We start from the raw sequence: 24,253 nt of genomic DNA, 5'->3' as shown, positions 1-24,253 counted from the left end.
CAATGAAGATCGAACTAACCTCGGGTGCAACTATAAGCTAAGCTGAAAAAATGCAATTTCTGCATATTTTGCAATTATTGGTTTTAATGACGTTGGCGAACGGCACACCGATCGTTGCAAAGAAGATTCTTGGCCCACGTTTTTCCTTCCCGCTGGATGCCGGCACCGTATTTTTTGATGGGAGGCCGTTGTTTGGGCCATCGAAAACCATCCGCGGTATTTTGATTTCAGTCCTCATCACGACAGCAAGCGCCTCGCTTATCGGTCTGGATCTTACGATCGGTGCAATCGTAGCAGGCGCGGCTATGGCGGGCGATTTGTTCTCCAGTTTCCTGAAGCGCCGCCTAAACTATCCGCCGAGCAGCCAGGCACTCGGGCTCGATCAGATTCCCGAATCCCTATTTCCGATGCTGGCATGCCGCGACGCGCTTTCATTGACGATCGCAGACATCGCGCTTGGCGTCGGAATCTTTTTTATTGGCGCGCTAATTCTGTCTCGTTTTCTATTCCGAGCCCACCTGCGCGACGAACCATATTAGCCCGCCGTTAGCCCGAACGAAGGCGGTGCAGGGTGATTTCTGGTGGACAGTTGAGACGAACAGGAACGACGCTCGATCCAGCACCCACAGAGGTGTAACCAGCCATGTCGTGATACTGCCAAGCTCCCGCCCCCATCCGTCGAGGCAAGACTGCATCAAGTATGATCGGAATAGATCCTGGCAGACAGATCTGCCCACCGTGCGTATGCCCGCTCAGCAACAAATTAAAATCGGCATGAGCCGCCTGACGATAGATCTCCGGTGTGTGTGACAATAAAATGGAGAACTCGCCATACGGAATCTGCAACGCAGCTTTTTCGATATCGTCGGCCTTGAAGCAGTGGGCGTCATCGATCCCGGCTAGATAGATTTGCTGATCGCCGCGCACAATCGCCTCACTCTCGTTGAGCAGCATGCGTATTCCCATGGCTTCCAGCCCTGGAACCATTTGGATGGTATCGTGGTCGCCCAGAACTCCATAAACGGGCTCCTTTAGATGCGCTCGCACTCGTGCGACGCCGTTCAAGGTTGCCTCGAACGGTCCAAAGTTCTTCCCCCGATAATCGCCGGTTAGAACACATAGATCGTAGCGCATGTCGCCGACGAGTTCGATCAGGCGCTGCATGGCAGCTTCATTCATGTCCACATGCATGTCGCTAAGGTGGAGGATGGTGAAGCCGTCGAAAAGCGGTGGCAACTCCTTGAACATAGCGTCGTTGCGCTTAACGAGAATGCTTCCTGTATTTCGGTGTCCGCGCCAGTAGAGACCGGTCAGCTTAAGTGCATTTCGAATGACAGAATGGACTGGATACCAGTTCCTAATGTGAAAGGAGAGGAGGCCCCGGCCGAAGATTTGTGCCTCGTGGTCCGTCTCGATACCCAATCGCTGTCTCGCATGGAGCGGTCCGAGACGCTCCTCCAATTTGCGCAAGATCACTTCGTCCATCGAACAAGTTCCTCCCAAATTGGCTCGACCTTCCATGGACGTGCGGTACCGGCGCACACGGTTGCAGCGACCTTGAGCATGCCTCGGTTGATATAGTCACCGAGATTGCAAAAGTCGGACTCTCCATTCCGCGCAATAGACATCGCGAATTCATAAACCATCAGCTCCGGTCTGCGTTAGTTTACCAGATCCCTTAAGCTTTCTCGTCCGCGAGCATGCAATGGTGGCTGCAGATCGGGGACGAATCTCGACAGGGAAGCGTCAGGGTCGGGCCGCATGGCGGCCTGACCCGTTATCTCGGGAAGGCAATGCCTACAAAAACAACACACAAAGGCCAAAACGCAAGAAGTCAAAAGTGAACTCGTTGCCGTCCTCCGCGGCATCGATGCTATCGGTGGCCACGCAAGACCTAATTAGTATGGTCGCAGTATCCGCCGTCACGCGCACAGCTCTGCTCGGGCTTCTTGCCGTCAAGCATTTTTGAAGAGCAGCATTCGCGTATGCGTTGTTATGGAAGAACTCGGGCAAGGCCGACGCCTGTTTTGATCCGCTTAGCGGACTTGTCAACATCCAGAGAAGACGTCAGCAATGGGCCAAAGCGGACGCTTGTCTCAGTTGCACGAAGAGGTGGCCACTGACGCGGCCTTACTTTCCTTATTGGTCAGGTAGACGGTGAAGTTCCCTCAATTCGATGTGCAGTGGAGCCTCACATCGTGTTTGCCGAGATTGCTTGATGGCCTGCCGGGCCTCACTGATTGCCTCGTCGGTCTCGGGGCTGAACGGCTCCGGCAAGACGCGCACGTCGGGCTGAAACAAGCTTGGCCCGTCCTTCTAGCGCCGAACGCGCAGTTATCGCGGATGCGCCCTCAGCCGAACCCTGAGGCCAGGATCGAGCCTTTCGTAGGAAGTTTCGCCTTCCAGCTGTTGGGCGAGTAGCTGCTCGATTCGCGAGCCCAGTCCGCCCGGGTCTGCTCCCTCAGGCAGGCCCACGCCATTGTCGGAGACCGACAGCTCGATGCCGCTGCCGCTCGAGAACGTGACCACTATGTGGCCGGGTCGGTCGTCGGGAAAAGCGTACTTATCGAGTTCGTCACCAGCTCGTTCGTGATCATGCCGATCGCGAGCGCGTGGTTGCTGGCAAGGTCGACGTCCTCGCACGTCACCTGGAACGCGATCGGTCCGAAAGGCGCCAAAGATTGGAAGACCTTCTCGACGACGTCGTTCAGGAAGTAGCGCATGTTCACCGAGCGGGAGTCCCGCGTAGGGGATAGGTGGTCGTAGACCTCCGCCATCACCTGCAGCCGACGGGCGGTGGCTGCCAGAGCGGCCCCGACTTCCGGACCGCCGTGCCTCGCCTCCAACCTGATTATCCTGCCGAGTATCGCTAGGTTGTTCTTGGTCCGGTGAGCCATCTTCTGAAGCATCAAGGCCTTCGTCTTGTCCGCCAGGACTACCCGGCGCAGTTCGGCGCGTTGGAATTCCGCGACGGCGGCCGTCCCGTTCGCAGTGATAGCGAAGAGAGCATTGGTCGCCAAATAGTCTATCCCGTTACTGCCGCCAAAGCTGACGTAGGCGCCGACGGCGACGGCTATGACCGCTGCGAATATTCCGGACCCGCGGTCGAAGATAAGGCCCGAGAGAAACACGCCCGGAAGCAGCAGGAAGTACCCCGGCGAGCCGGTCTGCATCTCCATCGCCATCTGCAGTACGGCGCAGGCCAGCATGATGCTCGCGGAGATGCCGTACCGGACGGCAGTGGGAAGCCGGTGCTCCAGAACCAGCGGGTAGAGCCTGTTCATGAATTGTAAAACCACCTGTCCCGGACAGCCGTTCCTCGCCTTGGTACTCCAGGTCTAAGCAACGACCCGTCTGCAAGCCTCCATCGGATACCGGAACGACAGACCTGTTAAGCCGTTCGACTGGTTGATGACGCAAGCGACGCCTTGAGAGCCAACAGTGAGCATACTTCTCGTCGAAGACGATCCTCTGATCCGCGAATTCGTCGTCGAAGCCTTGCGCGAGGCAGGCTATCACGTGATCCACGCGAGCACGGGAGAGGAGGCGCTGGCCTGGTGCCAACGCCGCGTCGCGGATGTGTTAGTCACCGACGTCAGGCTACCCGGACAGATCGATGGGTGGCAGATCGCGGAACGCTATCGGGAGCAGTATCCGCATTTGCCGGTTGTCTACGCGACCGGCTTCTCGCCCGTCCCACCACGCCCAGTCCTAGGCAGCCGCATCGTGAGAAAGCCCTTCCACCCGGACGAGATCGTGCGAGTTGTCAAGGAGCTCGGCGAGGTGAAGGGTGCACCCCCGGTTTAGCGATTCTACTCGCGGCCGCACCTTTCACCGATCTCAGCAAGGACGATGCGCGCAGATCTAAACTTCCCTGCGCACGCAGGAACGAAGGCGCCAGTGCCAGGTTTTCCCAATGCTCCTGCCCCAGGGGCAAACCCCGTACGGGCCCCAGCTCATAGCCCCCAGAGCTGGGGCCTTCATCTCCGGCAGGATGTCCTTCGGAAAAGCTTCACGGAAACCGCTCGCTGAGCACTATTCGTCGGCCGCGGCAGCGGCGGAATCTTGGCTGCCGAGCAACTTTAGCGCCGTCTCGATCTTCGCAAGCAGCGCCTGGATTTCGGCCCGCTCGTTCGGACCCGGATCGGTCTCGAGGCGCGCGAGCAACTGCTCCTTCTGATTCAGGAGCCTGGCGACAGCAGACATCTCATTCCCGCACAGATGGAGCAGACGTCGAAGGGGCCGCTCTTCGAGCGGCCCCTTCTTGATTCACCAGCTTCGGGTGCCGAAGCTGAAACCGATGCTCGGGCCACCGCCATAGTAGCCGTAGCCGCGATCGTAGTAGCCGGGGCCGCCATAGTAGCCGTAGCTTCGGCGGACCACATAACCGTCATCCCCGCCGTAGTAGCGCTGGACATAGCGGGGGCCGCGGGTCCGGTAGCAGCGGCCATACTCGTCACAGACGAGCCGGACCTGCTCAACGCCACCGAGCTCGGTCGACGCGATGGCCGCAGGCGCGAGGGGGGCGGCATTGGCGGATGCCGCCATTAGGGTCGCCGTGAGCGCTCCCAGCACAATGGTCTTCATGATTCTTCTCCATACGTTGCGAGATCAATCGATCTCTTCGATGACACGACGTTCGTGGGGTTCGACGATGTAGGTGCGGCTGTCCCGGTTGATGTACCGGTACTCGCGAAGGGTCGGAGCATCCCGATAGACCTCTTCAGGGAACGCCTCGATCTCCACGCCCTCCGGCACGCGCTCACCGGTCCGGATCTCGGTCCGAACCGAGCTGCCGGTGGTCACCCGCTTCTCGCGCTCGACCGGGCGCGCCTTGGCGTGCTTGCGAATGACTTCGCGATCGCGGTCGCTGAACGTTACCTTGCGCTGCTCGGTGCGCGCCGGGGCCGATGCGGTCGACCGGCCGGAGTACGGCAGGACCGTCACGATCTTGTAGGTCGACGGTTCGACGATGACGATCTCGTCCTTCACCAGCACGAAGTTGTAACCGCGGTACTGCGGCACGATCTCGACGACCTCGGCCGGCAGCGGCTGCAGGCGGACGTCGCGCGGGACGACGGTGCCCACCGAAAGTGAGAAGTTCACGTTGGCGAGCGGCTGCACGTTCAGGTGCGAGATCGACGCGCTGATGCGGGTCCGCTGCTGGTCGTTTATGTTCACCGACGCGTTCATGTTGGTGTTCGACGAACGGTCCGCCGTGTTCTGCTGATTGTTCGGCTGCTGGGCCGGGTTGGTCGAACCGCTACCTGACGGCGACTGCGCCTGGTTCGTGCTCGAGGACGGCGGGTTGGCGCTCTGCGTCTGGTTGTTCGTGTTCGAAGGGGTGTTGGTCTGCGCCTGGTTGGACGGCGTCGTGCTCTGGCTGGAGGGACTGGTCTGAGCCTGGTTGGTCGAATTGTTCGAGGCAGGCGCCTGCGTCGTGTTGGTGCCGCTGCCGGAATTGGACGACTGGCCCGCCGCCGTCTGACCGGTCGAGGACGGAGACTGGGCGGAATTCGTCGAAGGACTGGTCTGCGCGGATCCCGAAGACGATCCGGGCGACGTGGTCTGTGTCGACGGGGACGTCGTCGATGTGGAATCCTGCTGACGCTGCGTCGCGGACGGACTGGAGCTCGACGTGCTCGGAGAAGACTGCGCGAACGCCGAAGTCGCGATGGCGACCGCAGCGGTCGTGGCCAAGAATAAACGCTTGTTCATCTGAAACCTCCCAAATGTGGACGCCGATCAACCCTCGGCGCGGCCTTCGGTTCCGAATCGGGAAATCTCGGCAATTGGCGCGAGAGATCGAAGCGGAGTCCCCCCAAGACCGGAGATGCTGCTTCGCCGAATGGCAAGCGAGCGTTAACCAAGAGGCCGCCGCTGCGACGCGCGATCGGATGCTCGGGGGCCGGTGTCTCACGGGCTCTGGAGCATCGTGGCCGGCTGTGTATCTTTTGATACTTTCGCGGCCCGGCCGAGCTGCTACGACTTACCAACACAAAGCGGCGCGCGGCCCATGAAACGACTGAAGGATTCCTTCGGGGAAGTCGGCAACCCGACCTGTCCCAATTGCCGTGTAGCCATGACATGGTTTCGATCCGAACTCGTTCGGGACAATCCCACGACGCTGATCGCGCACCTCTTCGTCTGCCCCAATTGCAAGCGCGCCCAACGACAAGACGCGGACTTCGCGCCGGTCGTCGTGCCGCCTGAGAAGCTGGCCGCCCCGCGGCTTCCGGTAATCGACTGGGGTAAGCAGGCCACCTGAAAGCCCGACGTTCCATCGGCCTGAGGAAGCGCCCCACGACCGGGAATAAGTGGAACTTCGGCCGAGCCCGTCTCGTTAGCAGTGACTTACAAACCGCTTGAGGAGGACACCATGAAGAAGCTAATCGTATGCGGCGCTCTGGCCGCTTTCGCCCTCGGCACCCAGACCGCGAGCGCCGCCGAGTTCTACATCGTCCGCGACGCGACCACGAAGAAGTGCACCGTCGTCGACACCAAGCCGACGACCACCACCACGACGGTCGTGGGTAACGGCGTCTACAAGACCAAGACGGAAGCCGAGTCCGCCGTGAAAACCACCAAGGTCTGCACCGAGCAGTAATCGCTCGGCGGCTATTCTGACAAGCTATTGGAGAACATGCCTGTCTTGATTTTATGGGCCGTTCCCGCCGTGCTCGTTGTCGGCGGCGTCGGCTATTTCCTGGTTCACATGCACTAAGCGAACAGATTCTGACGAACGGCTCGTCCGGTACGCCGGGCGGGCCGCTTTTCGTTTCGGCCATCCCACGAACGATTTCCTCGACCGAGGTCACCTGCAAGCGACCAGTTCGCGATACCGGTCTTCGTACTCTCTCGCCATCCGACTGGCGACGAACCGCTCCTCGAATCGGGCGCGGACTTTTCTTCGATCCAAGCTGACGGCTTTCTCGATCGCCTCGATCGCCTGCTCCTCGCCGTCCACGATGAAGCCGGTGACGCCGTCCTCCACGACCTCCGGCACCGATCCGGAGCGATAGGCGATCACGGGCGTCCCGCACGCCATCGCCTCGATCATCACAAGGCCGAAAGGCTCGGGCCAATCGATCGGAAAGAGCAAGGCGGCGGCACCAGCGAGGAACGGTTGCTTGCGGACTTCGTCCACCTCGCCGATAAGCTTGATCTCTTCGCCGTCGATCTCAGGCTCGAGCTTCTTTTTGAAGTACGCCGTCTCCGCGCGAGGAGTTTTGGCCGCGATCCGCAGCGGCATCCGGACGACGCGAGCGATGCGTATCGCAGCTTCTGGCCCCTTCTCCGCCGTCAGCCGCCCCAGAAAGGCCAAGTACGAACCGCTTTCGAAGGAAGGCCGAAACAGGCCCTTGGGGAGCCCATGCGAGATCGTCGCCACCCAGTTCGCCTGCGGAAGGGGTCGGCGCTGGTTCTCGGAGATCGAGACAAAGGGGGCCTGTGGGAAAGCCCCGATCACGTCGGACAAGCCTGGAAGGTCGAGCCGACCATGCATCGTGGTCAGAAACGGCACGCCGGTCCGGCTCAGGACGGGCAGCGGCAACCAGTCGACATGGGAGTGGATCACGTCGAACTCGCGAGCGCGCCCGGCAATGGCCTCGATCAGCAGTGCGCAGGCGGCGCTCGGATCGACGCCCCTCCGCCCCAGCCGCAACGCGCGCGGCCACACCGCGTGGAGCCTGCCGGTCGTCTTCGAATCCCCGCTCGCGAACAGGGTGACGTCGTGCCCGAGTTCGACCAACGCATCCACCAGCCAGGCAATCACACGCTCCGTGCCGCCATACAGTTTTGGAGGAACGCTCTCGGCCAACGGGGCAAGCTGCGCGATCCGCATCGATCAGTCCCCAAAGACGACCCGCAAGCCGATCACGACGACCGCGGAGATGAGAAACGAGATCGCGAGTAGCGTCCAAAAGGGCCTTGTGCTTCCGCGAGCTACGCGCGCGACGAGCATTTTCACGGTCCTCAACATTCGTCTCGGGGAAGCCGGTGCAGGTAGGCGATACCGAAGCTGGCGAGTTCTTCGGTATCGCTGTCGCGCGCTTCCCATCTCTTGTGCAGGTGGCGCTTCAGCAAACAGCGTCGGCTGTCGCGTGCGCCGACATCGGGGTGCCGCGCCCGGTAAACTGTCCAGGCGGTCTCCGTGGCATTCTTCAAGACGACATCGTCGACCATCTTTGAGACTCCCCTCGACCGATCCGATCGCTGGCAACTCAAGACGGTCAGCAAAGTTTCCAGTTTTTCCCGGTCGGGCGAAGTGAGTCGGAGAACACGCGCGTTCAGCACGCTTTGGCTCGGGCCCGTTCGCGTGCCGCGCGGCGGCGCTGCAGGCGCTGGCTTCGGCCGGAGCGCCTTGCGGCAAGAAGCGAAGACGCTTGGGCTGATGCCAGAGGCTCCGCTGCTGCGACAGGGCTCTCCGTCCGCATCTCGGCGGGCCTTGCTTCCATGAATTCGAGCACGGCACGACCCTTCTCAGTGATGCGCCATCCGCCATTCAGACGCTCGACCAATCCTTGCGAGAAGATATCGAGAGCGGGCACGCGAGCGGCGAGGCGCTTGGTCCGCTCGGCCCAGTCGCGCCCGCTCGTCGCCAGAATCGCCATATCGCGCTTGAGCTCCGCCATGACGGCGAATCCATCGGGATAGCTCACCAGGATCTTGAGCACAGTGACCTGGAAGTTCACCCCGCCTTCCTCCGCCTATCGCCACATGGTTGGCGCGTCGTGGAGGGCCTCGCGTCCCACCTGCTTCAGCTTCTCCGGCGAGCTGTCGCCGTCGGTCGCCGCTTCCAGAATGCTTGACGCTACATGGGTGCGTGCCTCGGTTTCGTAGCGCGAGACGTCTTCGCAGACCTCGTCGAATACGGCGCGCAGAAGCGCGGTCGTGGCCGGATCGAACACGGAAACCCCCAACGCAAGAAGAGTTAGCCTACTGCGGAAATGCTGTGCGGCGAATCAACAAAGTTAACGCGGCCATATGCGGCTATGCGTCCAGCGAGCACTTCTGCGGCGCAGTATGAACTGAACCTAGCCTAACGCCTTCGTGCCGGCCGTCCAGCATCCATTGCCCGCTCGCCGGGCCAGCGGCACGACCGGGACCGGCGAGAGCAGCCCAGCCGAAGTCAACCAAGATCGCCTCCAAGGCGCGGCCTTTTCCTTGGCCGCATCACGCGCCAGCACTCACCACCATCCGCCGGCAAATGGATCGGCCCGCTCGAAGGCGAGACGCCGGTCGGGTGTCCTTTTCTGCAGTTTTGCCGAGCGCTTAGGATGCATGCGGGCGGCCACGGAGGCCCGCACGGGCGACTCCTTCACCTCCGCGGCCGGCGCTGCAGGCATTGCGGCCATGGCCTCTCGCACTTGCTGCCGGGGGTCTTCAGGGAGCGGATCGGTCTGCGCAATTATCGGCAAATCGGCGCGCGGACGCGTGTCGAACACGATCTTCTCCGGAAGCGTTCGCGCCGAGGCGATCCGGATGATGGTCCTGTCGGGATCGGACGGGCCCGCGCGCTCGACGGGAGCCGGGAGGTACCGATCCGCAGCGAAGAGCAACGCCAGCAGCAGCCCGCCGACGAAGAGGAAATAACGGATGATCGGCATGTACGGCCGCTCGCAAATGAGAAAGCAGGTATCGGGGCGCCGGATCGGAAGAGCGGGCCGCTGCCTTCAGCGACCCGCCACTGAAAGCTCAGTCGATCTCCTGGACGACCGTGCGGGTCGACGGATCGATCAGCATCACGCGTTCGCCCGAGTAGACGAAACGATACTTGGTGAGCGAGGGACCCCAGTCGGCAGGCACGGCCTCGAGCTCGACCTCACGCGGCACCGGCTGGCCGACCACAATCTTCTCGCGGGTTTGCTCCGGGCGAACTTTGTGTTCGGTCACGAAGGTGCGGATCTTCGTGCGGTATTCCGGCTCGATCTGCACGGCTGCAGCATGGCTGGTGCCGGTGGTGACGACCGTGGACTGCGCCATGGCGCCCGTCGAGATCAGGGCGGCGGTAGCACACATCAGCATCAGCTTCTTCATCGAGATCTCCTGTCCGCAGAATGCGGCCTGCAAGAACCCGCGAATGATGGCAAGGTTCCGCAGTTGCGACGGGGCAATTGCCGAATTTTCCCGCGACCGGCGGAGCCAAGTCCGAACTCCATGCCGGAGCGATACTCCCGAAGATGGTCCCCTTGAGCCCCAGCCGAAATGGACGGATGCTAGACCTTGGTGCAGCAACGGTGGAGAGATCAGTGAAACGTCGTACCTTCATCGCCTCCGCGGCGGCCTCGGCCACCATGGTCCGAAGGCAAGTGCGTGCGGCATCCAGGCTCTTCCGGATAGGCTGGCTCACGGCCCAGCGGGAGGCCAGCCTAACCCCCTTCCTTGCGGCTTTCCGGGAGGGACTTGCCGAACTCGGCTATCGCGAGGGGGACAACCTGAAGATCGAATATAGGTATGGTGACGACGACCGGACACGAGTCGGGCCGCTGGCCGCGGAGCTTACCGGTCTTCCCGTCGATCTGTTGGTAGTCCAAGGAGCGGCCGTTCCGATCGTGTTCGGCTTGAAACTCTCCACGCCATCCGTTTACGCCTTCAGTGGAGACCCGGTCGTCGCCGGCTTCGCCGACAGTCTCTCGCATCCGCGCGGCGGCATGACCGGCCTGACCTTCATGGCGGCCGAGCTGAATTCCAAACGTCTCGAGATGCTGCGGGATATCGTGCCCGGATTGAAGCGCGTCGCCATCATCGCCAATCCCGAACATCCAGGGTCCCAGATCGAGCGGGCCTATTCCGAAGAGGCCGCGAAAAAACTCGGGCTGGCGCTCGAGTATTATGGGACGGGCACGGAGAGCCAGCTCGCAGACGCGTTGGCGACCATGGGCAAGAGCCCTCCGCAGGCCATGTCGCTCTTCTCCGACGGCTTCGCCATTCAGTACCGGCAACGGATCATCGACTTCGGAATTGAGCACCGCGCGCCTGTCATCTCGGGCTGGCAGGTCTTCGCGAAGAGCGGCGCCATCTGCACGTATGGACCCAACCTCTCCGAAAGCTATCGCAGATTGGCCTACTACGCCGACCGGGTCCTCAAGGGGGCGCCGACATCACAATTGCCAATCGAGCGGCCGACCAAATTCGAGACGGTGGTCAACATGCGGACCGCCAAAAAGCTCGGATTGACCATTCCGACTTCCATGCTCGCCTCCGCCGACGAGCTGATCGAATGAACGCATCGCGCCGCCCCGCGCTTCCCGCCTCTCCTGCAGACGGCGATCGAGAAGGCAGAGGGGAGGACACGCGGGAAATGGCACATTGTTGGCTCAATGGAGCAAGGAGCCGTGGACAACCGCCGGAGGACCGGCGGATGCCATTAGCCAACCTCAGTGGTGGTGATGCCGTCGGTTGCCGCGTCCGATGTACCATCCGTAGTGGTGGCCGCGGTTGCCGTGCCATCCGCGGTGGCCTCTCCCGTGACCGTGACCATGCCCGCCTTTCACCTGGATCAAGCTTTCGTCCTGCATCGCCGTGGGCGCCATGCCCAATCTCGCCGAAGCGACATCCGCGCCCCCCAGCATCGCTATAGTCAATACTGCCGCCGTCCATCCGAGCTGCTTCACCGAAAATCCTCCCGCGCGGGATCGCGCCCGGCATCAAGCAGATCTTGATAGATTTGTTCCCAACGCCGGGGCCCCGCGAAGTTGAGCTGCATCGAAGGAATTCAATTCCCACCGCGACCGCTGCGTCGCCGATCACTGAGGCGATCCGTCCATCCGAAATTTCTGCGCGTGACCTGTAGAATGTGTACCTTAGCTTCAAGAGCGGAGGAAACAATGCGAAGGCGCGATTTCATCCGAGCGTTTGCCGTCGCGGCCGGCCTGCCGGCAATCGCGCGGGCTCAGCAGGGGCAACCCGTCGTCGGATTTCTCAGCACTCGATCGCCCAAGGAATCCCAAACTCACACGAATGCCTTTCGGCGGGGACTCGAAGAGATGGGGTACGCCGAGGGTCGCAACGTCGTCGTCGAGTACCGCTGGGCGAAAGGCGATTACGACCAGTTGCCCCCGCTCGCCGCCGATCTCCGCGATCGGCGGCCCTCGTTGGTGGTGGCGGCCGGCGACCCCGCGGCGAAGGCCGCGAAGGCGGCGAACTTTCCGGTCCCGATGGTCTTCGTGGTCGGCGAAGATCCCGTGCAGGCCGGCCTTGTGAAAAGCATGAATCGTCCCGGCATGGCGACTGGCGTCAATTTCTTCACCGGCGACTTGGGAGGAAAGCGACTGGCGCTCCTGTGCTCGATGGTTCCTGCGGCCCGTGTGCTGGGACTACTTGTGAACCCGCGCTTCGGCGCCGAGGCGGCCGAAGAACATAAGCAATCCATCGCAGCCGCCGCCCGCACGCTCGGGCGCGAGCTCCGGGTCCAGCAAGCGAGCACCGATGCCGAAATCGACTCCAGTTTCGCGGAGCTGGTCAAGGCAGGGATCTCGGGACTCATCGTGCAGAATGATCCCTTCTTCGACAGCCGGCGCGAGCAAATCCTGACACTCTCGTCCCGAGATCGTCTGCCGGGCATCTTCCATATCCGGGAATTTCCGGCTGGAGGTGGCCTCATGAGCTATGGCGCCAGCCTTTCCGATGCCTATCGCCAGTTGGGCGCGTACGCAGGCAAAATCCTCAGAGGCGCGAAGCCCGACGAGCTTCCGGTGTCGCGACCGACGAAGTTCGAACTGGTCATCAACACCAATACGGCCAAGACACTCGGCCTCGCCGTGCCTCCATCCATTTTGATCGAAGCGGACGAACTGATCGAATAATCGCTTATAAGAGCCGATCCTCTCGCTACTCCTTCGAAGTGCCCGCTAGGCCAACCCCTCATCGCTTCTGCAGCACGGTCGAGAGCGTCGAACCGTCGTTCAAGATCGAGAGGACTTCCCGCGAAGACAGATGCGCCGCGGCTTCCTGGAAGGTATCGCTTGCATCGACTTTGGCGCGGCCGACCGCCAGGTTGGCGTCGACCGTGTCAGGCCGGGCGGCGCGAGGAGGCGGCAGCTGCGCCAGGTGGAAGGCAAGCAACGCGGAATCTTCCCGCAGCTCCATCAGCGCGGGCCTGGCTTCGAGATCCGCCGAAGCGCTCAATTCGTTCGCCCGGCGCAGGACCGGGGGCGGCTCTCGTTCTTCGGGCGTGACGAACAATCTGCCGGTTGCGGGCCTGGCGGTCAGCGCGCCGATAGGAATGGCGAACAGCAGCCCGACGATCACCGGCGACATCCAGAGCAGCAGGGGCAGCGAAACGGCGTAGGCGCTTGCCGCCATCGCGACGCCGCACAGGGTCGGAACGCCGTATTTCCGATAGAGCTCGCGGCGCTCCACCGTGCCATCGTCGCGTCTTTGCGTCTGCCAGCCCGCATCGCGGCCGGACAGTATCTCCACGACCGCGATCGACTGGAAGATCATCATCACGGGCGCCATCAGCGCGGACACGGCGATCTCTGCGAGAACACCGGCGGTGGCACGCAATGCGCCGCCAAATTGCCGTCTCACCGGTCGCTGCGTCCAAAGCAGGATGAGGCTGAAAAGCTTCGGCAGCAGCAGCAGACCCATGGTGGCGACGAACACCCAGATGGCGAGCACGGGATCCTGAGCGGGCCAGGTCGGAAACAGGGAGAAGCCCTTCGGAAAATACTCCGGACGCACGAAGCGGGCCTGCAGCGAGATCATCATTCCCAGCAGCAGGAACAGCAGCCACAGCGGCGCCGTCAGATATGCCCCGATGCCCACCATGAAGTGGAGGCGTGACACCCAATGGAGACCTCGCGCAGGGGCCACGGCCAGATGCTGAAGATTGCCCTGACACCAGCGTCGGTCGCGCGCCGCGAAGTCGAGCAGCGACGGCGGCACCTCCTCAAAGCTGCCTCCGAGCGTCGGCAGCATGTAGATGCCCCACCCGGCCCGCCGCATCAGCGCGGCCTCGACGAAATCGTGACTGAGGATGTGCCCGCCGAATGGCTTGCGGCCCCGCAGTTGCGGCAGCGCCGCCGCTTCGGCGAACGCCTTCACCCGGATGATCGCGTTGTGGCCCCAATAGTTGCCTTCCGAGCCGTGCCACCAGGCGACGCCGGCGGCGATCATCGGTCCGTACAGGCGGCCCGCGAACTGCTGGACGCGACTGAAGAGACTTCGCGCATTGACGATCATGGGGAGCGTCTGGACGAGCCCGGCGCTCGGGTTGCTCTCGATGGCATGGACCAACCGGACGATGGTCTGCCCGCTCATCAGACTGTCGGCATCGAGCACGATCATGAAGTCGTAGACGGCGCCGAACCGCATGATCCACTCCGAGATGTTTCCGGCTTTGCGCGCTGTGTTGTCGGCGCGGTGGCGATAGTACAGCCGCGTTCCTACCGCCTGTCGCAGCGCGAGGAGGGCCTTTTCTTCGGCGACCCAGATGTCCGGATCGGTGCTGTCGCTCAGAACGTACCAGTCGAACAGCTTTCCGTGAGAGGTCGCCTCCAAGGACTCGATGATCGCACGAAGCCGTGCCGTCAATCGGTGCGGGTCTTCGTTGTAGGTCGGAAGCAGCATGGCGGTGCGGCTCGATATGGCAGGCAATTCCGCGCCGGTCGCCGCGTCCGGACGATGCGCCAGCAGCACGAAGAAGCCGGCCAGCGCGGACGCGAACGAAAAGGCGACCCACGCGAGCAAGACCAGGAAGAGCGCCAGCACCATGGCTTCGAGGACGGTGACGCCGCCGACCTGCAGCACCCGATACATCTCGTAGCCGCCCGCACCCGTAAGCGCCGCGGTCGAGAGCAGGATGAGGCCGCGCCGCCAGGCCATCGCCGCGCCGGCCGGCGCAGGAACACGGTCGGGTACACGGCTTTTTCCGAGGTCGCCAGGAGCCATCGGAAGGGGCGACTCGCGCGGCAGCAGGCGCTGGGTCGCGATATCGCCGGCGACCGGGCGGGGCGCCGGGCTCACGGTGCCCATCGGTAGACCCACACTTCCGACAAGGGCTTGTCGCCCTCGGTCAGAAACGCCCGCAGCTCGATCGGCTCTCCCTTCACCTGGCACTGGAAGCTCAGCCGCCAACCGCCGGTGTAGGGATTGGGCTGCGTGACGATGTTCTTCACGTCGGACTTTTCCGCCGTCACCACGCCTTTGACACCCGCAGGATCGATGCCCTTGAGGTTGTCGCCGAGCAGATCGAGCACGAACAGGCGCGCGTCCTCACCCCTCGCCCCGATGCCGCTTCGCGTGAATCTGGCCAGCGAATGCGGTTTCGGGCTATCCGGTCCCCAATGCAGCCGATAGGTGTAATTGTGTTCGCCCTTGGCCTGCAGCGGATTCTTCGGCCGCCAGAATGCGGCGATGTTGTCGTGAACCTCTTCCTTGGTCGGAATCTCGAACAGGACGACCCCGCCATCGCCCCAATCGCCGATCGGCTCCATCCAGAGACTTGGGCGCTTTTCGAAGCTGGATTCGAGGTCCTGGTAAGCGAAGAAGTTTCTCTCCCGCTGCATCAGCCCGAAGCCGCGCGGATTGAGATCCTGGAAGGTGCTGATCTGGAGGTCGCGAGGATTGCTGAGCGGCCGCCACAGGCTTTCACCCTTCCCATTGAAGATCGCAAGACCGTCGGAATCGTGGACTGACGGACGGAAATCGTCGATGTCGTTGCGATCGTTCGGACCGTAGAAGAACATGCTGGTCATAGGCGCGAGACCGGCCCGCGGCATTTCGACGCGCGGATAGACCGACATTTCGACATCGAAGACCGTCGTTTCCCCGGGCCGCACGGTGAAGCGGTAGCTCGCCGCGCAGCTTTTGCTGTCGAGCAAGGCATGGATGACCATCGAGGTCGCACCCGGCACCGGCCGCTCGAGCCAGAACGCCTTGAACAGCGGAAACTCCTCCCCCTTGGCTTCGCCGGTGTCGATCGAAAGTCCTCGGGCGGAGAGCCCGTACGTCTGCCCCTTGGCCACGGCTCGGAAATAGCTCGCCCCGAGGAAGACGCAGACCTCGTCGTAGTAGTCCGCGCGATTCATGGGCGCGTGGATGCGGAAGCCCGCGAACCCGAGATCGACGTCCTCGAACGCGGGGACCTTCTCGCCGAAGAAAAAGTCCGCCTTGCGGTACTTGAGCTCGGTGGCCTTTCCGTCCGCGACCTCGAAGATGGTCACTCTGTTCTTGTAAAAGAAGCCGCGATGGAAGAACTGCGCTTCGAACGGAAGATTTTTGCCGCGCCAAAGCGCCCGCTCCGGCAAGAAGCGGATCGAACGATACTGATCGTAGTCCAAGTCCTTCAATCCGCTCGGGAGCTTCTCGTCCGGAGCCTCGTGCGGCTTGGCCGCCAGCATACGGGCCAGGTCCCTCACCGTTGACGGCCCAAACCCATCGTCCGACGCCGCGGCGAAGCCGCTGCGCGAGACGAGCAGCAACGCCGGCAGCACCGCCGACCCTTGAACAAGCTGGCGTCGGTTCACGTGCTCTCCTACTCGCTACTGCTGCCGCGGTCATGCAACGACCATCACGCCCGCGAGTTCCAGTGGCCGTCACCATTGGCCGATGGGTCGCCGGAGGTTGGGATTCAAAGAGGCCGGCAGCTGAGGCGGCGTTACTGCCGTTCGACGTTTGGAGGCCGTGTGTGGCTCTCCCGGCGGTGCGGTGTCGCGCGATGGATCAAATGACACCCAGCACAGGGAAAGCTCTCGCGAGCCCTAAGAGCCGACATCGAAGCGGGGCGACACGCCGGAGGGCTGTTCGCCAGCATCTAAGGAGATTCGGATATCAGCTGTTATGGAAGAACTCGGCCGATGACAGAGTTCTGAGCCAAAGCTTTCGCATCAACGCTCAAAACGTCCGCTTCGCTCGTTAGGCGGATGGATTGAGCTAGCCGCCTTTTACCCATAAGAGACATGCAGCGATCCGCGATTTCGATCGCCTCGTCGGCGCGGGCAATCGGCGTTGATCACTCCGGCAGTCCAGCTTTTTTGAGTCCCTCGTTGAATCTTAGCCCCCACATCAGAAAACGCGGACTATAGGATGGCAACGGTACGCCTTGCCTTCGAGCTTTCCATTGAGTGATGGTTCTGATAGGCGCATTGTCGTTCGCCAAATATCGCTGCATGGCTGCGCGCGCATCTGCCTCTTTACCCGCCAAGGCAAGCAGCGCAGACCGCACAAATCCGATCAGCAGAATCTCGGGAGAAGCAGCTTCAGCCCGGTCAATCCATACAAGCGCCTCCTCATAGTCCTGCAAGATGCTGAAGGCGAGAGCCTTGGCGAGATACAGCGGCGTGGAAAAGGGGTCGTGCGGGCTGAGCCGCATCGCCTTGTCGGCATAGGCGATGGCCTGTTCCGGCTCTCCGACATAACTGTAGGCCAAAGCCAATCCCGGCGGAATGCTGCCGGGAGCTAACATCAGGGCGCGCTGATAAGAATCGATCGCCTCCCGAGAGCGCCCCGCCACGAGTAGAACATCGCCTTTCGCCGAGTGAGCCAGGAAGTTGTCCGGATCGATCTTTATGGCTGAGGAGGCAAGTTCGTCCGCGCGGTGAAGATCAACTTGGCGATCGGGACTCGCAAAAACGTAAACGCGATGGCTGAACTTGATTGACAGGAGGGACAGTGCGCGGACATTTTCAGGGTCAATCTGCAACGCTTGCTCGCACAGGCGGTAGGCGGAATCGAGTACCGGCGTCAAGTACATGCGCATAATGGCCGCGGTGCAGCGCCACGAAAGGTCTTCCGCACTGGGATTGGCTGCGCGAGATTGTGCCCAGCGGGCTCTTTCTGCAGTCATCTTGATACCGATCGCGTGCGCGATCCGCGTAACGATGGCATCTTGCATCTGCAAGATGTCGTAGCGATTTTCGTCAAACTGGTCAGCCCAGAGGTGCGCATCGCTCTCGGTATCGATGAGCTGGGCATGCACGCGCAGCCGGTCGCCAGTCGGCTGCACGCTGCCTTCCAGCACATAGCGCACACCTAGATCCTTGCCGATCTGCCGCACGTCGATTGGCTTGCCCTTGTAGGTGAAAGCAGTCGAGCGGGAGATGACGAAATTGTCGCGAAAACGCGAGAACGCGGTGGTCAGTTCGTCACTGATGACGTCTGCCAGATAATCCTGGCTCGCATCGCCGGATAGGTTGATAAAGGGCAGCACGACGATGGAGAAGCGCTCCGAGGGCTTTGCCAGCTTGTCCTGCATGTGTGAGACGATGGGCGCTCGGCCGAGGTGGAAGTACAATGCCGCGCCACCAGCGCCGGCGATTAGCACGACTGCGGCTCCGATCGCCGCGAGGCGCGCACCCCACCTTTCGCGACGTACAGCCGGCGCCGTGCTGTGTCGCGGCCAGTTTGGCTCGGCGGGCCGCGCATCATCAAGAGCGACTCGGAAGACACGCACCGGCCGTGCGATGTTCTTGAGTTGCCGTTCGCCTGTATCCTCGAAGGTGACATCGAACTTGCCCCGAACCTGTCGGTGTGCGTCATCGGAGATGCAAATGCCACCGGGCTTCGCCAACCCCTCCAGACGCGCTGCCACGTTCACGCCATCGCCAAAAATGTCACCTCGATCGATGAGGATGTCGCCGACATTGATGCCAATCCGGAACTCGATGCGCTTCTCATCTGGCACCTCGGCATTGCGCTCGGCCATCCCGCGCTGGACATCAAGAGCGCAGCGCAGTGCGTCCACTACGCTGCTAAAGTCAGCCAACAGCCCATCGCCGGTGTTCTTGACAACACGGCCGCGGTGTTCGGCAATCTTGGGATCGACGAGGGTGCGTAGATGGTCCTGGAGCTGGACGTGCGTGCCCTCTTCATCCAGGCAAGTTAATCGGCTGTAGCCAGCAACATCGGCTGCCAAAATGGCAGTGAGCCGACGCTCGACGCGCTCGCTGGCCAAGTCATGCCTCCAAGATAGGTTGATGACAGTCTACGCCTCCAGGTTCCGAGAACCAAGTGATGGGAGATGGTGCTGGGCACCCACTGAGCCCAGCGCCGTGAGGCCCCCGTGGCTGACATGTCCGATGTGGCCCTACCGAGAAGTGCGCGACTAACATATCGTCCGCTTCGCGCCGACAGCGGACACTCCCGCTCTGACAAGCGAGCGAACTCGCCGATCCCGTTGCGCTGCTGCGGCCGGTATGATCGAAGGATTATCGCGTCCGTAGCCGAAGATGCGTTCGAGGCCGTGGGTTCCGCTGCGCAGCGGCCGCTCATGAAAAGCGAGGTGGATCACCCCTTTTCCGAAGGCAGATTAAACTGAAACACGGCGCCCCGTGGTTCATTCGCACGGGTCCAAAGTCGTCCTCCGTGCGCCTCGATGATCGATTGGCAGATCGACAAGCCCATGCCGGTCCCGTCCGGCTTGGTGGTGTAGAAGGGCTCGAACAGGCGGTCAATCATTGCCAGGTCAAGCCCGCGACCGGTATCCCGCACGGCGACAACAACGAGGCCTGAGGCATCTGCAGCCGTGCTGATCCGCAGCTCCCGTGGGCTAACGTCGAGGCAGTTCATTGCCTCAATCGCGTTGAGGATCAAATTGAGAACAACCTGTTGCAGCTGGACGCGATAGCCCTCCACGAGCGGCAGGCATGGAGCGAGGTCGGTCTGGATCAAGACATCATGTTTGAGCAGCTCGCTCCGGGCTAGGGTGATCACGTCCAGGATTGCACCATTGACGTCGACGCTCTCCTTCGGCGCCGGAGTTTTCTTGATGAGGGAACGGATCCAGCCGATGATCTCGCCGCCTCGCTTGGCTTCTGCGACAATGGATTCGAGCGCCTGCCGTGCCTTTTCGAAATTTGGAGATTGAGTTCCTAGCCAGTTCAGTGCGGCTTCTGCGTTGCAGAGTATCGCGGTGATTGGTTGGCTTAATTCGTGTGTCACCGAAGCCGTGACCTGGCCCATCGCCGCCGCGCGATTGGCGTGTGTAAGTTCAGCCTGCATCTCGCGGAGCGTCTCGGCGGTTCGCTTGCGTTCGGTGATGTCGCGGCTCAGACAAATGATCCGTGATCGGCCGCCTTCACAGAATTCTCGCATACGGACTTCGACGGGAAACACAGTGCCGTCCTTTCGGCAATAGTGACTCTCGAGCGTAGCGATGCCGCCGGCCTTGAGGCGCTCGCGGTTGGTCCGCCAGGTTGCTTCATCCATCTCAAGATCGAAGAAGGACGCTGTTGCCCCAACCAGTTCGCCCCGACTGTAGCCGAGGCTTTCGCAGGCATTTCGATTCACATCGAGAACGCGACCGTCTTCACTGTGGAGCATGAACGTATCGGTCGCGTGGTCCACGAAGGTACGGAAACGGGCCTCGCTCTCGATCAGCGCCTGTTCGGCACGCTTGCGCTCCGTGATGTGGCGCCCCACACCGCGGTAGCCCATGAAGTGCCCCGTCTCGTCAAAGATGGGCAGCCCAGAGACCGAAACATAGCGCTTGCCGCCGTCGGGCGTCGGCCGCGCGAGCTCGAAATCGCGAAACGGAAGGCGGGCATCCAATATCTCCCGGTGCTTGCGCCAACCCTCTGCATCAGGCTCCAGATAAGGGACCTCCCATCGTGTCCTGCCGATCTCGGAGACCGGCGGTTCGGGAAGTGTCTCAGCGAACTCCTGGCGGATGAAGCGATGCTGCGCATCAGTTTCCCAGTACACATCAAAGGAGAATTGCACAAGGGTGCGGAAGCGCTCCTCGCTCTCGCGCAGTGCCTCCTCGGGGCGCTTGCGCTCATTCGAATCGAGCGCGACCGACGGCACTTGACTCGGATGTTGCATAATCACCTCTTGCTCACGAGCGATGGATCAATAGACGCATTTTTCGTACCGGGTTGCGGGCCTGTCTGTCGCCCCGGAGTGGCAAATAGCGCCGGCGATCGCTAACGATGCACGACGAGTCGAACCTTGGCCTCGCAGAGCGCCAATGATCGATCGGGAATATGCCTTGTGACGACTATACTCAGGTATAGAAGGCTTCTCTATGGACTTATTGCTGTGACGACCCCGACGCCCGCAAACAACGAGAGCTGAACGCCGGTTCCATGAACCCATGCGTGTGAAAGGCGGAGCCCGCTTCTCGTGCCGTGGCCATCGACCAATGTCCGCCGAAGTGGCCGGTCCAGTAAGGTCGCCTGTTGGCCCGAACGCGGGGTCCGTACGATGACATTTCACAGGCCCGCGTTCGTAGTTTACACTATCGGACGCGCTGGCCGCTGTTTCAGGTACAAGACGCGGCACTTGGCACTCGACTGGCTATGGTGCCTCGACTGTCCCAACGCTCCGGCATGTGGTTGGAGAGATGACCCTGGGCTCACGTCTTTCGCAAGGTGGACAGCCGCACCTCAACTTTGACGGACCCACGACCACGCTGGTCCGCACAGTAACGGTTGTCGTGGCGCTGGCCACAACGCCCGCATGCGCAGCTGACGTTGGTTTCCTGGCCGCGCCAGGGATCCCTGCCAAAGAGTTTCCTTCCCCTCGGCGTCCGGTTGCAGCGATCGCCAGCCTAAGCCGCTCCGCCCATGACCACCGCGATCTCCTGAATGAGGCCGGTGAGGTCGCACGTCTTCTTGAGTTGAAACCAGGCATGACGGTTGGTGATATCGGAGCCGGCAGTGGCTACTACACCCTCCGTGTCTCGCAGCTCGTCGGTTCCAAGGGCTCCATCATCGCCCAGGACGTCAGGAGGGACTACCTCATCGAGCTCGGAAGGCGAACGGAAGAACTGAAGCTAACAAACATCATATTCGCGCTGGGGGAGCCACACGACCCCCGTCTACCCCCTTCGTCGCTGGATGCCGCCATTCTCGGGCACATGTATCACGAAATAGCCCAACCCTATGCCTTCCTCTACAATCTGGCGCCCGCTTTAAAGCTGGGCGCACGGATCGGAGTTGTCGACTTCGAGCGCCCGACTTCAAAGCACGGCACGCCGATTGAGCTGCTGCGTTGCGAACTAGCCGCCGTTGGCTATGACAAGATCGCCACATATCAGCTCGCAGGCGATGGCGGATATTTGGCGGTGTTCGTTCCACCTCAAGAAGCGACTCGAAAATCTGCCCGCGATATCGTTGCTTGCACGGATCGCGCTGGCTCTCGCTGATTTCCAATTGCTTGAGACCAGCACGTACTCGATGTCGTGATCAAAGATGCCGCGATTTAAGAATCCAAAATCCCATTTGCGCTCGATCGCCTAACGGTCGCTTTGCGTGAGGGTCCGGATTCGCAAATGAGATGTTATGGAAGAAGTCGGCCAACGACCGACTTTCAGTCTGCTCAGTTTCCTCGGTCAAGCAGCGGCAACCCACAATCCGCTAAGAACGCGGCCGTTCCTTCGTAGAAGGCTGGTGGACGGGTGGCGTCGATGGAGTCCCCCCTCGGAATGTAAATTACCATCCCCTGTCGCGCGCGCGTCAGCAGCACACGGTAAGCGTTGGTCAGATAGACCTTGCGGTTGTCATCATTGACGTTCTGCCACCGCGTGCCGGAAAACCGATAGAACTGCCACCTGCCATCGACCGACCGAAAATCAGCATCCCAGCACACACCCACCCAATCGAGCTCCAGGCCCTGAATATCGAACTCGGTCGCAGGATCCTCCATATAGTAGGACGAGCGGACATCATCTTTTCCGTTCAAGAACCATGTCGTTGCTTCGATCTTTTCGTGAACGTTGATTCCCTCGGGCTTCAGGCGCGATGCGCCCGACGAGGCCACCAGACCAATTCGTTCCGAACCCCTCCCACGATCTCGGAGCCATTGCCGCGCGTGGCCGAGCTCTCGCGTCAGGACGATCGGATAGGTCTCCTTAATCGCCTGGTAAAACGCTTTAGCCTCTTTGGCCTCCCCAGCGACCAGCGCGCCAACGAACGCAGAGAGCTTTTCGGCACGAAACGATCGCACAGAGACCGCCAAATGAAGCGCCGCCAGAGATTGGCTCTCAAGCCCTGCCAGAAGTGCCGGTAGATCTTGCCCCCAATGGTAGTCTCGATGGGCTAGTTGTTCCGACGTATAGACTTTCCAGTTCCGAAAACTTCGCTGGAGCGCGGAAAACCATTCGGTTAGGCCCGCTTCACCGGCATTGATCTCCTGTCCTCCGCCTATGAGACATATGATCGTGCACCAGCCTTCGTGCCTGTCCATAACGCTGATGAGAAACTCAGGTTCAGACATCTGGAAATTTGTCTGCCCCTTCTTCTGACTCATGAAGTTCGCCAGATGCTTGGCGTCCCATGCCCGCTGCGCCTCGTCGAACACCGCAACCCGCTCGATCGGAGGCTCAGAGGTGACGAGATTGCTGTCGCGGAAATGCATAATGTTCTGAACGAAACTTTTGACTTTCCGGAGCGCGTCGGACTTCTTACTTTTCTCGCCGCGCTCCTTTAATTGCGCGTGTTCGTCCCGTGCGAGTGCCTCGCGCAGCACCTCCACCAAGGGGCCGTTGCCGGACAGGAAGACGGCATGCTCTTCCTCGTGAGCCTTTGTCCGAAGTGTCACGAGATTGAGGCCTGCCAAGGTCTTTCCGGCACCCGGCACTCCCGTGACAAAGCAGATCGCCTTGCATCGGTGAGCCTTGGCATCCTCGATGATGTCGGCAAGGCATGCGGCCGTCTGACTTAGATTTTTAGCTCCAGCGTCGGAGCGCGTAATATCTTCGACCCGATGGCCCTGGTAGAGCGCCTGCGCGGCTTCAATGATTGTGGGCGTGGGCTTGTAGCCAGTCCGCGACCACTGGGCGCCGTCCAAGTCAGCCTGCTTTGGTATCTCACGCACGACACGCCCGAGGATTTCTCGCAGATTGTCCCCGTTCGATTTGACCGGGCTTGCGACTCCGTCATTTTGCCATGCGAGCTCAAAGGATGGTTTCGCCGCCATCGTCGCCACAACGATCGGCACGATGCGCCGATCATGGCTCCCAGCATGGAAGTTCTTGAGGTCGAGCGCATAGTCGACAACTTGATCGAGGGCGGCCGCATCGAACTGATCCGAGCCGACTTTGAATTCGATGACGAAAACGATTCCCGCCGTAGTCACCACCACATCGGCGCGCTTGCCCATGCGCGGGATCGCGAACTCAAATGCAATCCAACCATCGAGCCCACCAAATTGAGCCCGCGCGAGCTCGATCTGGCTCAGCCAGGCGTTGCGCTGCAGCGCATCTAGTGCAAAGGGATTCTGCTTGGCGAGACGTCCCAGAATAGCGTCTGGGGTTAGATCGACAAGAGCTTGGATCGAGCTAGAATAAAAGGCACCATTCATCGTGTTT

The 24,253-nt window shown here is 61.3% G+C and carries 23 protein-coding genes; 7 read left to right on the top strand and 16 right to left on the bottom strand.

What is annotated here, in order from left to right; all coding sequences use genetic code 11:
- Positions 1–50: 50 nt before the first annotated feature.
- Complete coding sequence (locus UNPA324_RS22580; protein ID WP_128919064.1) at positions 51–539, top strand: CDP-archaeol synthase; 489 nt, start codon at positions 51–53, stop codon at positions 537–539.
- 7 nt (positions 540–546) lie between these two features.
- Here the strand turns inward: UNPA324_RS22580 and UNPA324_RS22575 are convergent, their stop codons facing one another.
- Both UNPA324_RS22575 and UNPA324_RS35770 read right to left on the bottom strand, forming a co-directional pair.
- Positions 547–1,485: a metallophosphoesterase gene (locus UNPA324_RS22575; RefSeq protein ID WP_128919063.1), complete on the bottom strand. Its 939-nt coding sequence runs from the start codon at positions 1,483–1,485 to the stop codon at positions 547–549.
- 1,043 nt (positions 1,486–2,528) lie between these two features.
- Complete coding sequence (locus UNPA324_RS35770) at positions 2,529–3,284, bottom strand: histidine kinase dimerization/phosphoacceptor domain -containing protein (RefSeq protein ID WP_246667198.1); 756 nt, start codon at positions 3,282–3,284, stop codon at positions 2,529–2,531.
- 157 nt (positions 3,285–3,441) lie between these two features.
- On the opposite strand from UNPA324_RS35770, the gene UNPA324_RS22565 reads away from it, so the two are divergent.
- The gene (locus tag UNPA324_RS22565; RefSeq protein ID WP_128919062.1) at positions 3,442–3,807 is read left to right on the top strand and encodes a response regulator transcription factor; all 366 of its coding nucleotides are present in this window, start codon (positions 3,442–3,444) and stop codon (positions 3,805–3,807) included.
- Positions 3,808–4,035: 228 nt separating this feature from the next.
- On the opposite strand, the gene UNPA324_RS35250 is transcribed toward UNPA324_RS22565, so the two are convergent.
- The 3 genes from UNPA324_RS35250 to UNPA324_RS22555 all read right to left on the bottom strand — a co-directional run bounded on the left by UNPA324_RS35250 (position 4,036) and on the right by UNPA324_RS22555 (position 5,718).
- Positions 4,036–4,206 carry a hypothetical protein gene (locus tag UNPA324_RS35250; RefSeq protein ID WP_181769482.1) on the bottom strand — a complete coding sequence of 57 codons (171 nt, stop codon included), beginning with the start codon at positions 4,204–4,206 and terminating at the stop codon, positions 4,036–4,038.
- A gap of 63 nt (positions 4,207–4,269) precedes the next feature.
- Positions 4,270–4,587: a hypothetical protein gene (locus UNPA324_RS22560; RefSeq protein WP_128919061.1), complete on the bottom strand. Its 318-nt coding sequence runs from the start codon at positions 4,585–4,587 to the stop codon at positions 4,270–4,272.
- Between the two features lie 24 nt (positions 4,588–4,611).
- Positions 4,612–5,718 carry a DUF1236 domain-containing protein gene (locus tag UNPA324_RS22555; protein WP_128919060.1) on the bottom strand — a complete coding sequence of 369 codons (1,107 nt, stop codon included), beginning with the start codon at positions 5,716–5,718 and terminating at the stop codon, positions 4,612–4,614.
- Between the two features lie 298 nt (positions 5,719–6,016).
- Between UNPA324_RS22555 and UNPA324_RS22550 the strand changes: the two genes are divergently transcribed.
- Positions 6,017–6,268 (top strand): hypothetical protein, encoded by a 252-nt coding sequence (locus tag UNPA324_RS22550; RefSeq protein ID WP_128919059.1) that lies wholly within the window; start codon positions 6,017–6,019, stop codon positions 6,266–6,268.
- Between the two features lie 111 nt (positions 6,269–6,379).
- A complete protein-coding gene (locus tag UNPA324_RS22545) occupies positions 6,380–6,607 on the top strand; it encodes a hypothetical protein (protein ID WP_128919058.1) in 228 nt (75 codons plus the stop codon).
- Between the two features lie 207 nt (positions 6,608–6,814).
- On the opposite strand, the gene UNPA324_RS22540 is transcribed toward UNPA324_RS22545, so the two are convergent.
- The 6 genes from UNPA324_RS22540 to UNPA324_RS22515 all read right to left on the bottom strand — a co-directional run bounded on the left by UNPA324_RS22540 (position 6,815) and on the right by UNPA324_RS22515 (position 10,038).
- Complete coding sequence (locus UNPA324_RS22540; RefSeq protein ID WP_128919057.1) at positions 6,815–7,843, bottom strand: glycosyltransferase family 4 protein; 1,029 nt, start codon at positions 7,841–7,843, stop codon at positions 6,815–6,817.
- A 131-nt stretch (positions 7,844–7,974) separates the two neighbouring features.
- Complete coding sequence (locus UNPA324_RS22535) at positions 7,975–8,184, bottom strand: hypothetical protein (RefSeq protein WP_128919056.1); 210 nt, start codon at positions 8,182–8,184, stop codon at positions 7,975–7,977.
- 104 nt (positions 8,185–8,288) lie between these two features.
- Positions 8,289–8,693 carry a hypothetical protein gene (locus UNPA324_RS22530; protein ID WP_141936016.1) on the bottom strand — a complete coding sequence of 135 codons (405 nt, stop codon included), beginning with the start codon at positions 8,691–8,693 and terminating at the stop codon, positions 8,289–8,291.
- 15 nt (positions 8,694–8,708) lie between these two features.
- Entirely contained in the window at positions 8,709–8,909 is a 201-nt protein-coding gene (locus UNPA324_RS22525) for a hypothetical protein (RefSeq protein WP_128919054.1), read from the bottom strand.
- 279 nt (positions 8,910–9,188) lie between these two features.
- Entirely contained in the window at positions 9,189–9,608 is a 420-nt protein-coding gene (locus UNPA324_RS22520) for a hypothetical protein (RefSeq protein ID WP_128919053.1), read from the bottom strand.
- Positions 9,609–9,696: 88 nt separating this feature from the next.
- Positions 9,697–10,038 (bottom strand): DUF1236 domain-containing protein, encoded by a 342-nt coding sequence (locus UNPA324_RS22515; protein ID WP_128919052.1) that lies wholly within the window; start codon positions 10,036–10,038, stop codon positions 9,697–9,699.
- Positions 10,039–10,250: 212 nt separating this feature from the next.
- Between UNPA324_RS22515 and UNPA324_RS22510 the strand changes: the two genes are divergently transcribed.
- Together UNPA324_RS22510 and UNPA324_RS22505 are read left to right on the top strand one after the other, a co-directional pair.
- Positions 10,251–11,225: an ABC transporter substrate-binding protein gene (locus tag UNPA324_RS22510; RefSeq protein ID WP_181769481.1), complete on the top strand. Its 975-nt coding sequence runs from the start codon at positions 10,251–10,253 to the stop codon at positions 11,223–11,225.
- A gap of 603 nt (positions 11,226–11,828) precedes the next feature.
- Positions 11,829–12,806: an ABC transporter substrate-binding protein gene (locus tag UNPA324_RS22505; protein ID WP_164936206.1), complete on the top strand. Its 978-nt coding sequence runs from the start codon at positions 11,829–11,831 to the stop codon at positions 12,804–12,806.
- 58 nt (positions 12,807–12,864) lie between these two features.
- On the opposite strand, the gene mdoH is transcribed toward UNPA324_RS22505, so the two are convergent.
- The 4 genes from mdoH to UNPA324_RS22485 form a co-directional block, all read right to left on the bottom strand.
- Complete coding sequence (mdoH, locus tag UNPA324_RS22500; RefSeq protein WP_128919049.1) at positions 12,865–14,979, bottom strand: glucans biosynthesis glucosyltransferase MdoH; 2,115 nt, start codon at positions 14,977–14,979, stop codon at positions 12,865–12,867.
- On the bottom strand, positions 14,967–16,472 hold the full coding sequence (locus UNPA324_RS22495; RefSeq protein WP_128919048.1) for a glucan biosynthesis protein G: 1,506 nt from the start codon (positions 16,470–16,472) through the stop codon (positions 14,967–14,969). The genes mdoH and UNPA324_RS22495 overlap by 13 nt, the downstream gene beginning before the upstream one ends.
- A gap of 485 nt (positions 16,473–16,957) precedes the next feature.
- Complete coding sequence (locus UNPA324_RS22490) at positions 16,958–18,898, bottom strand: adenylate/guanylate cyclase domain-containing protein (RefSeq protein WP_141936012.1); 1,941 nt, start codon at positions 18,896–18,898, stop codon at positions 16,958–16,960.
- A gap of 332 nt (positions 18,899–19,230) precedes the next feature.
- Positions 19,231–20,766, bottom strand: a complete 1,536-nt coding sequence (locus tag UNPA324_RS22485) for a PAS domain-containing sensor histidine kinase (protein ID WP_141936010.1) — start codon at positions 20,764–20,766, stop codon at positions 19,231–19,233.
- Between the two features lie 520 nt (positions 20,767–21,286).
- Here UNPA324_RS22485 and UNPA324_RS22480 point away from each other — a divergent pair.
- Positions 21,287–22,090, top strand: a complete 804-nt coding sequence (locus UNPA324_RS22480) for a class I SAM-dependent methyltransferase (protein WP_141936008.1) — start codon at positions 21,287–21,289, stop codon at positions 22,088–22,090.
- 173 nt (positions 22,091–22,263) lie between these two features.
- Here the strand turns inward: UNPA324_RS22480 and UNPA324_RS22475 are convergent, their stop codons facing one another.
- On the bottom strand, positions 22,264–24,246 hold the full coding sequence (locus UNPA324_RS22475; RefSeq protein ID WP_141936006.1) for a DUF2075 domain-containing protein: 1,983 nt from the start codon (positions 24,244–24,246) through the stop codon (positions 22,264–22,266).
- Between the last annotated feature and the right edge of the window lie 7 nt (positions 24,247–24,253).

It is taken from the genome of Bradyrhizobium sp. UNPA324, from assembly GCF_006658635.1.
Classification (GTDB): Bacteria; Pseudomonadota; Alphaproteobacteria; order Rhizobiales; family Xanthobacteraceae; genus Bradyrhizobium; species Bradyrhizobium nanningense.
The sequence above is the reverse complement of the archived record's forward strand: the minus strand, read 5'-3'. Positions and strand labels throughout refer to the sequence as shown.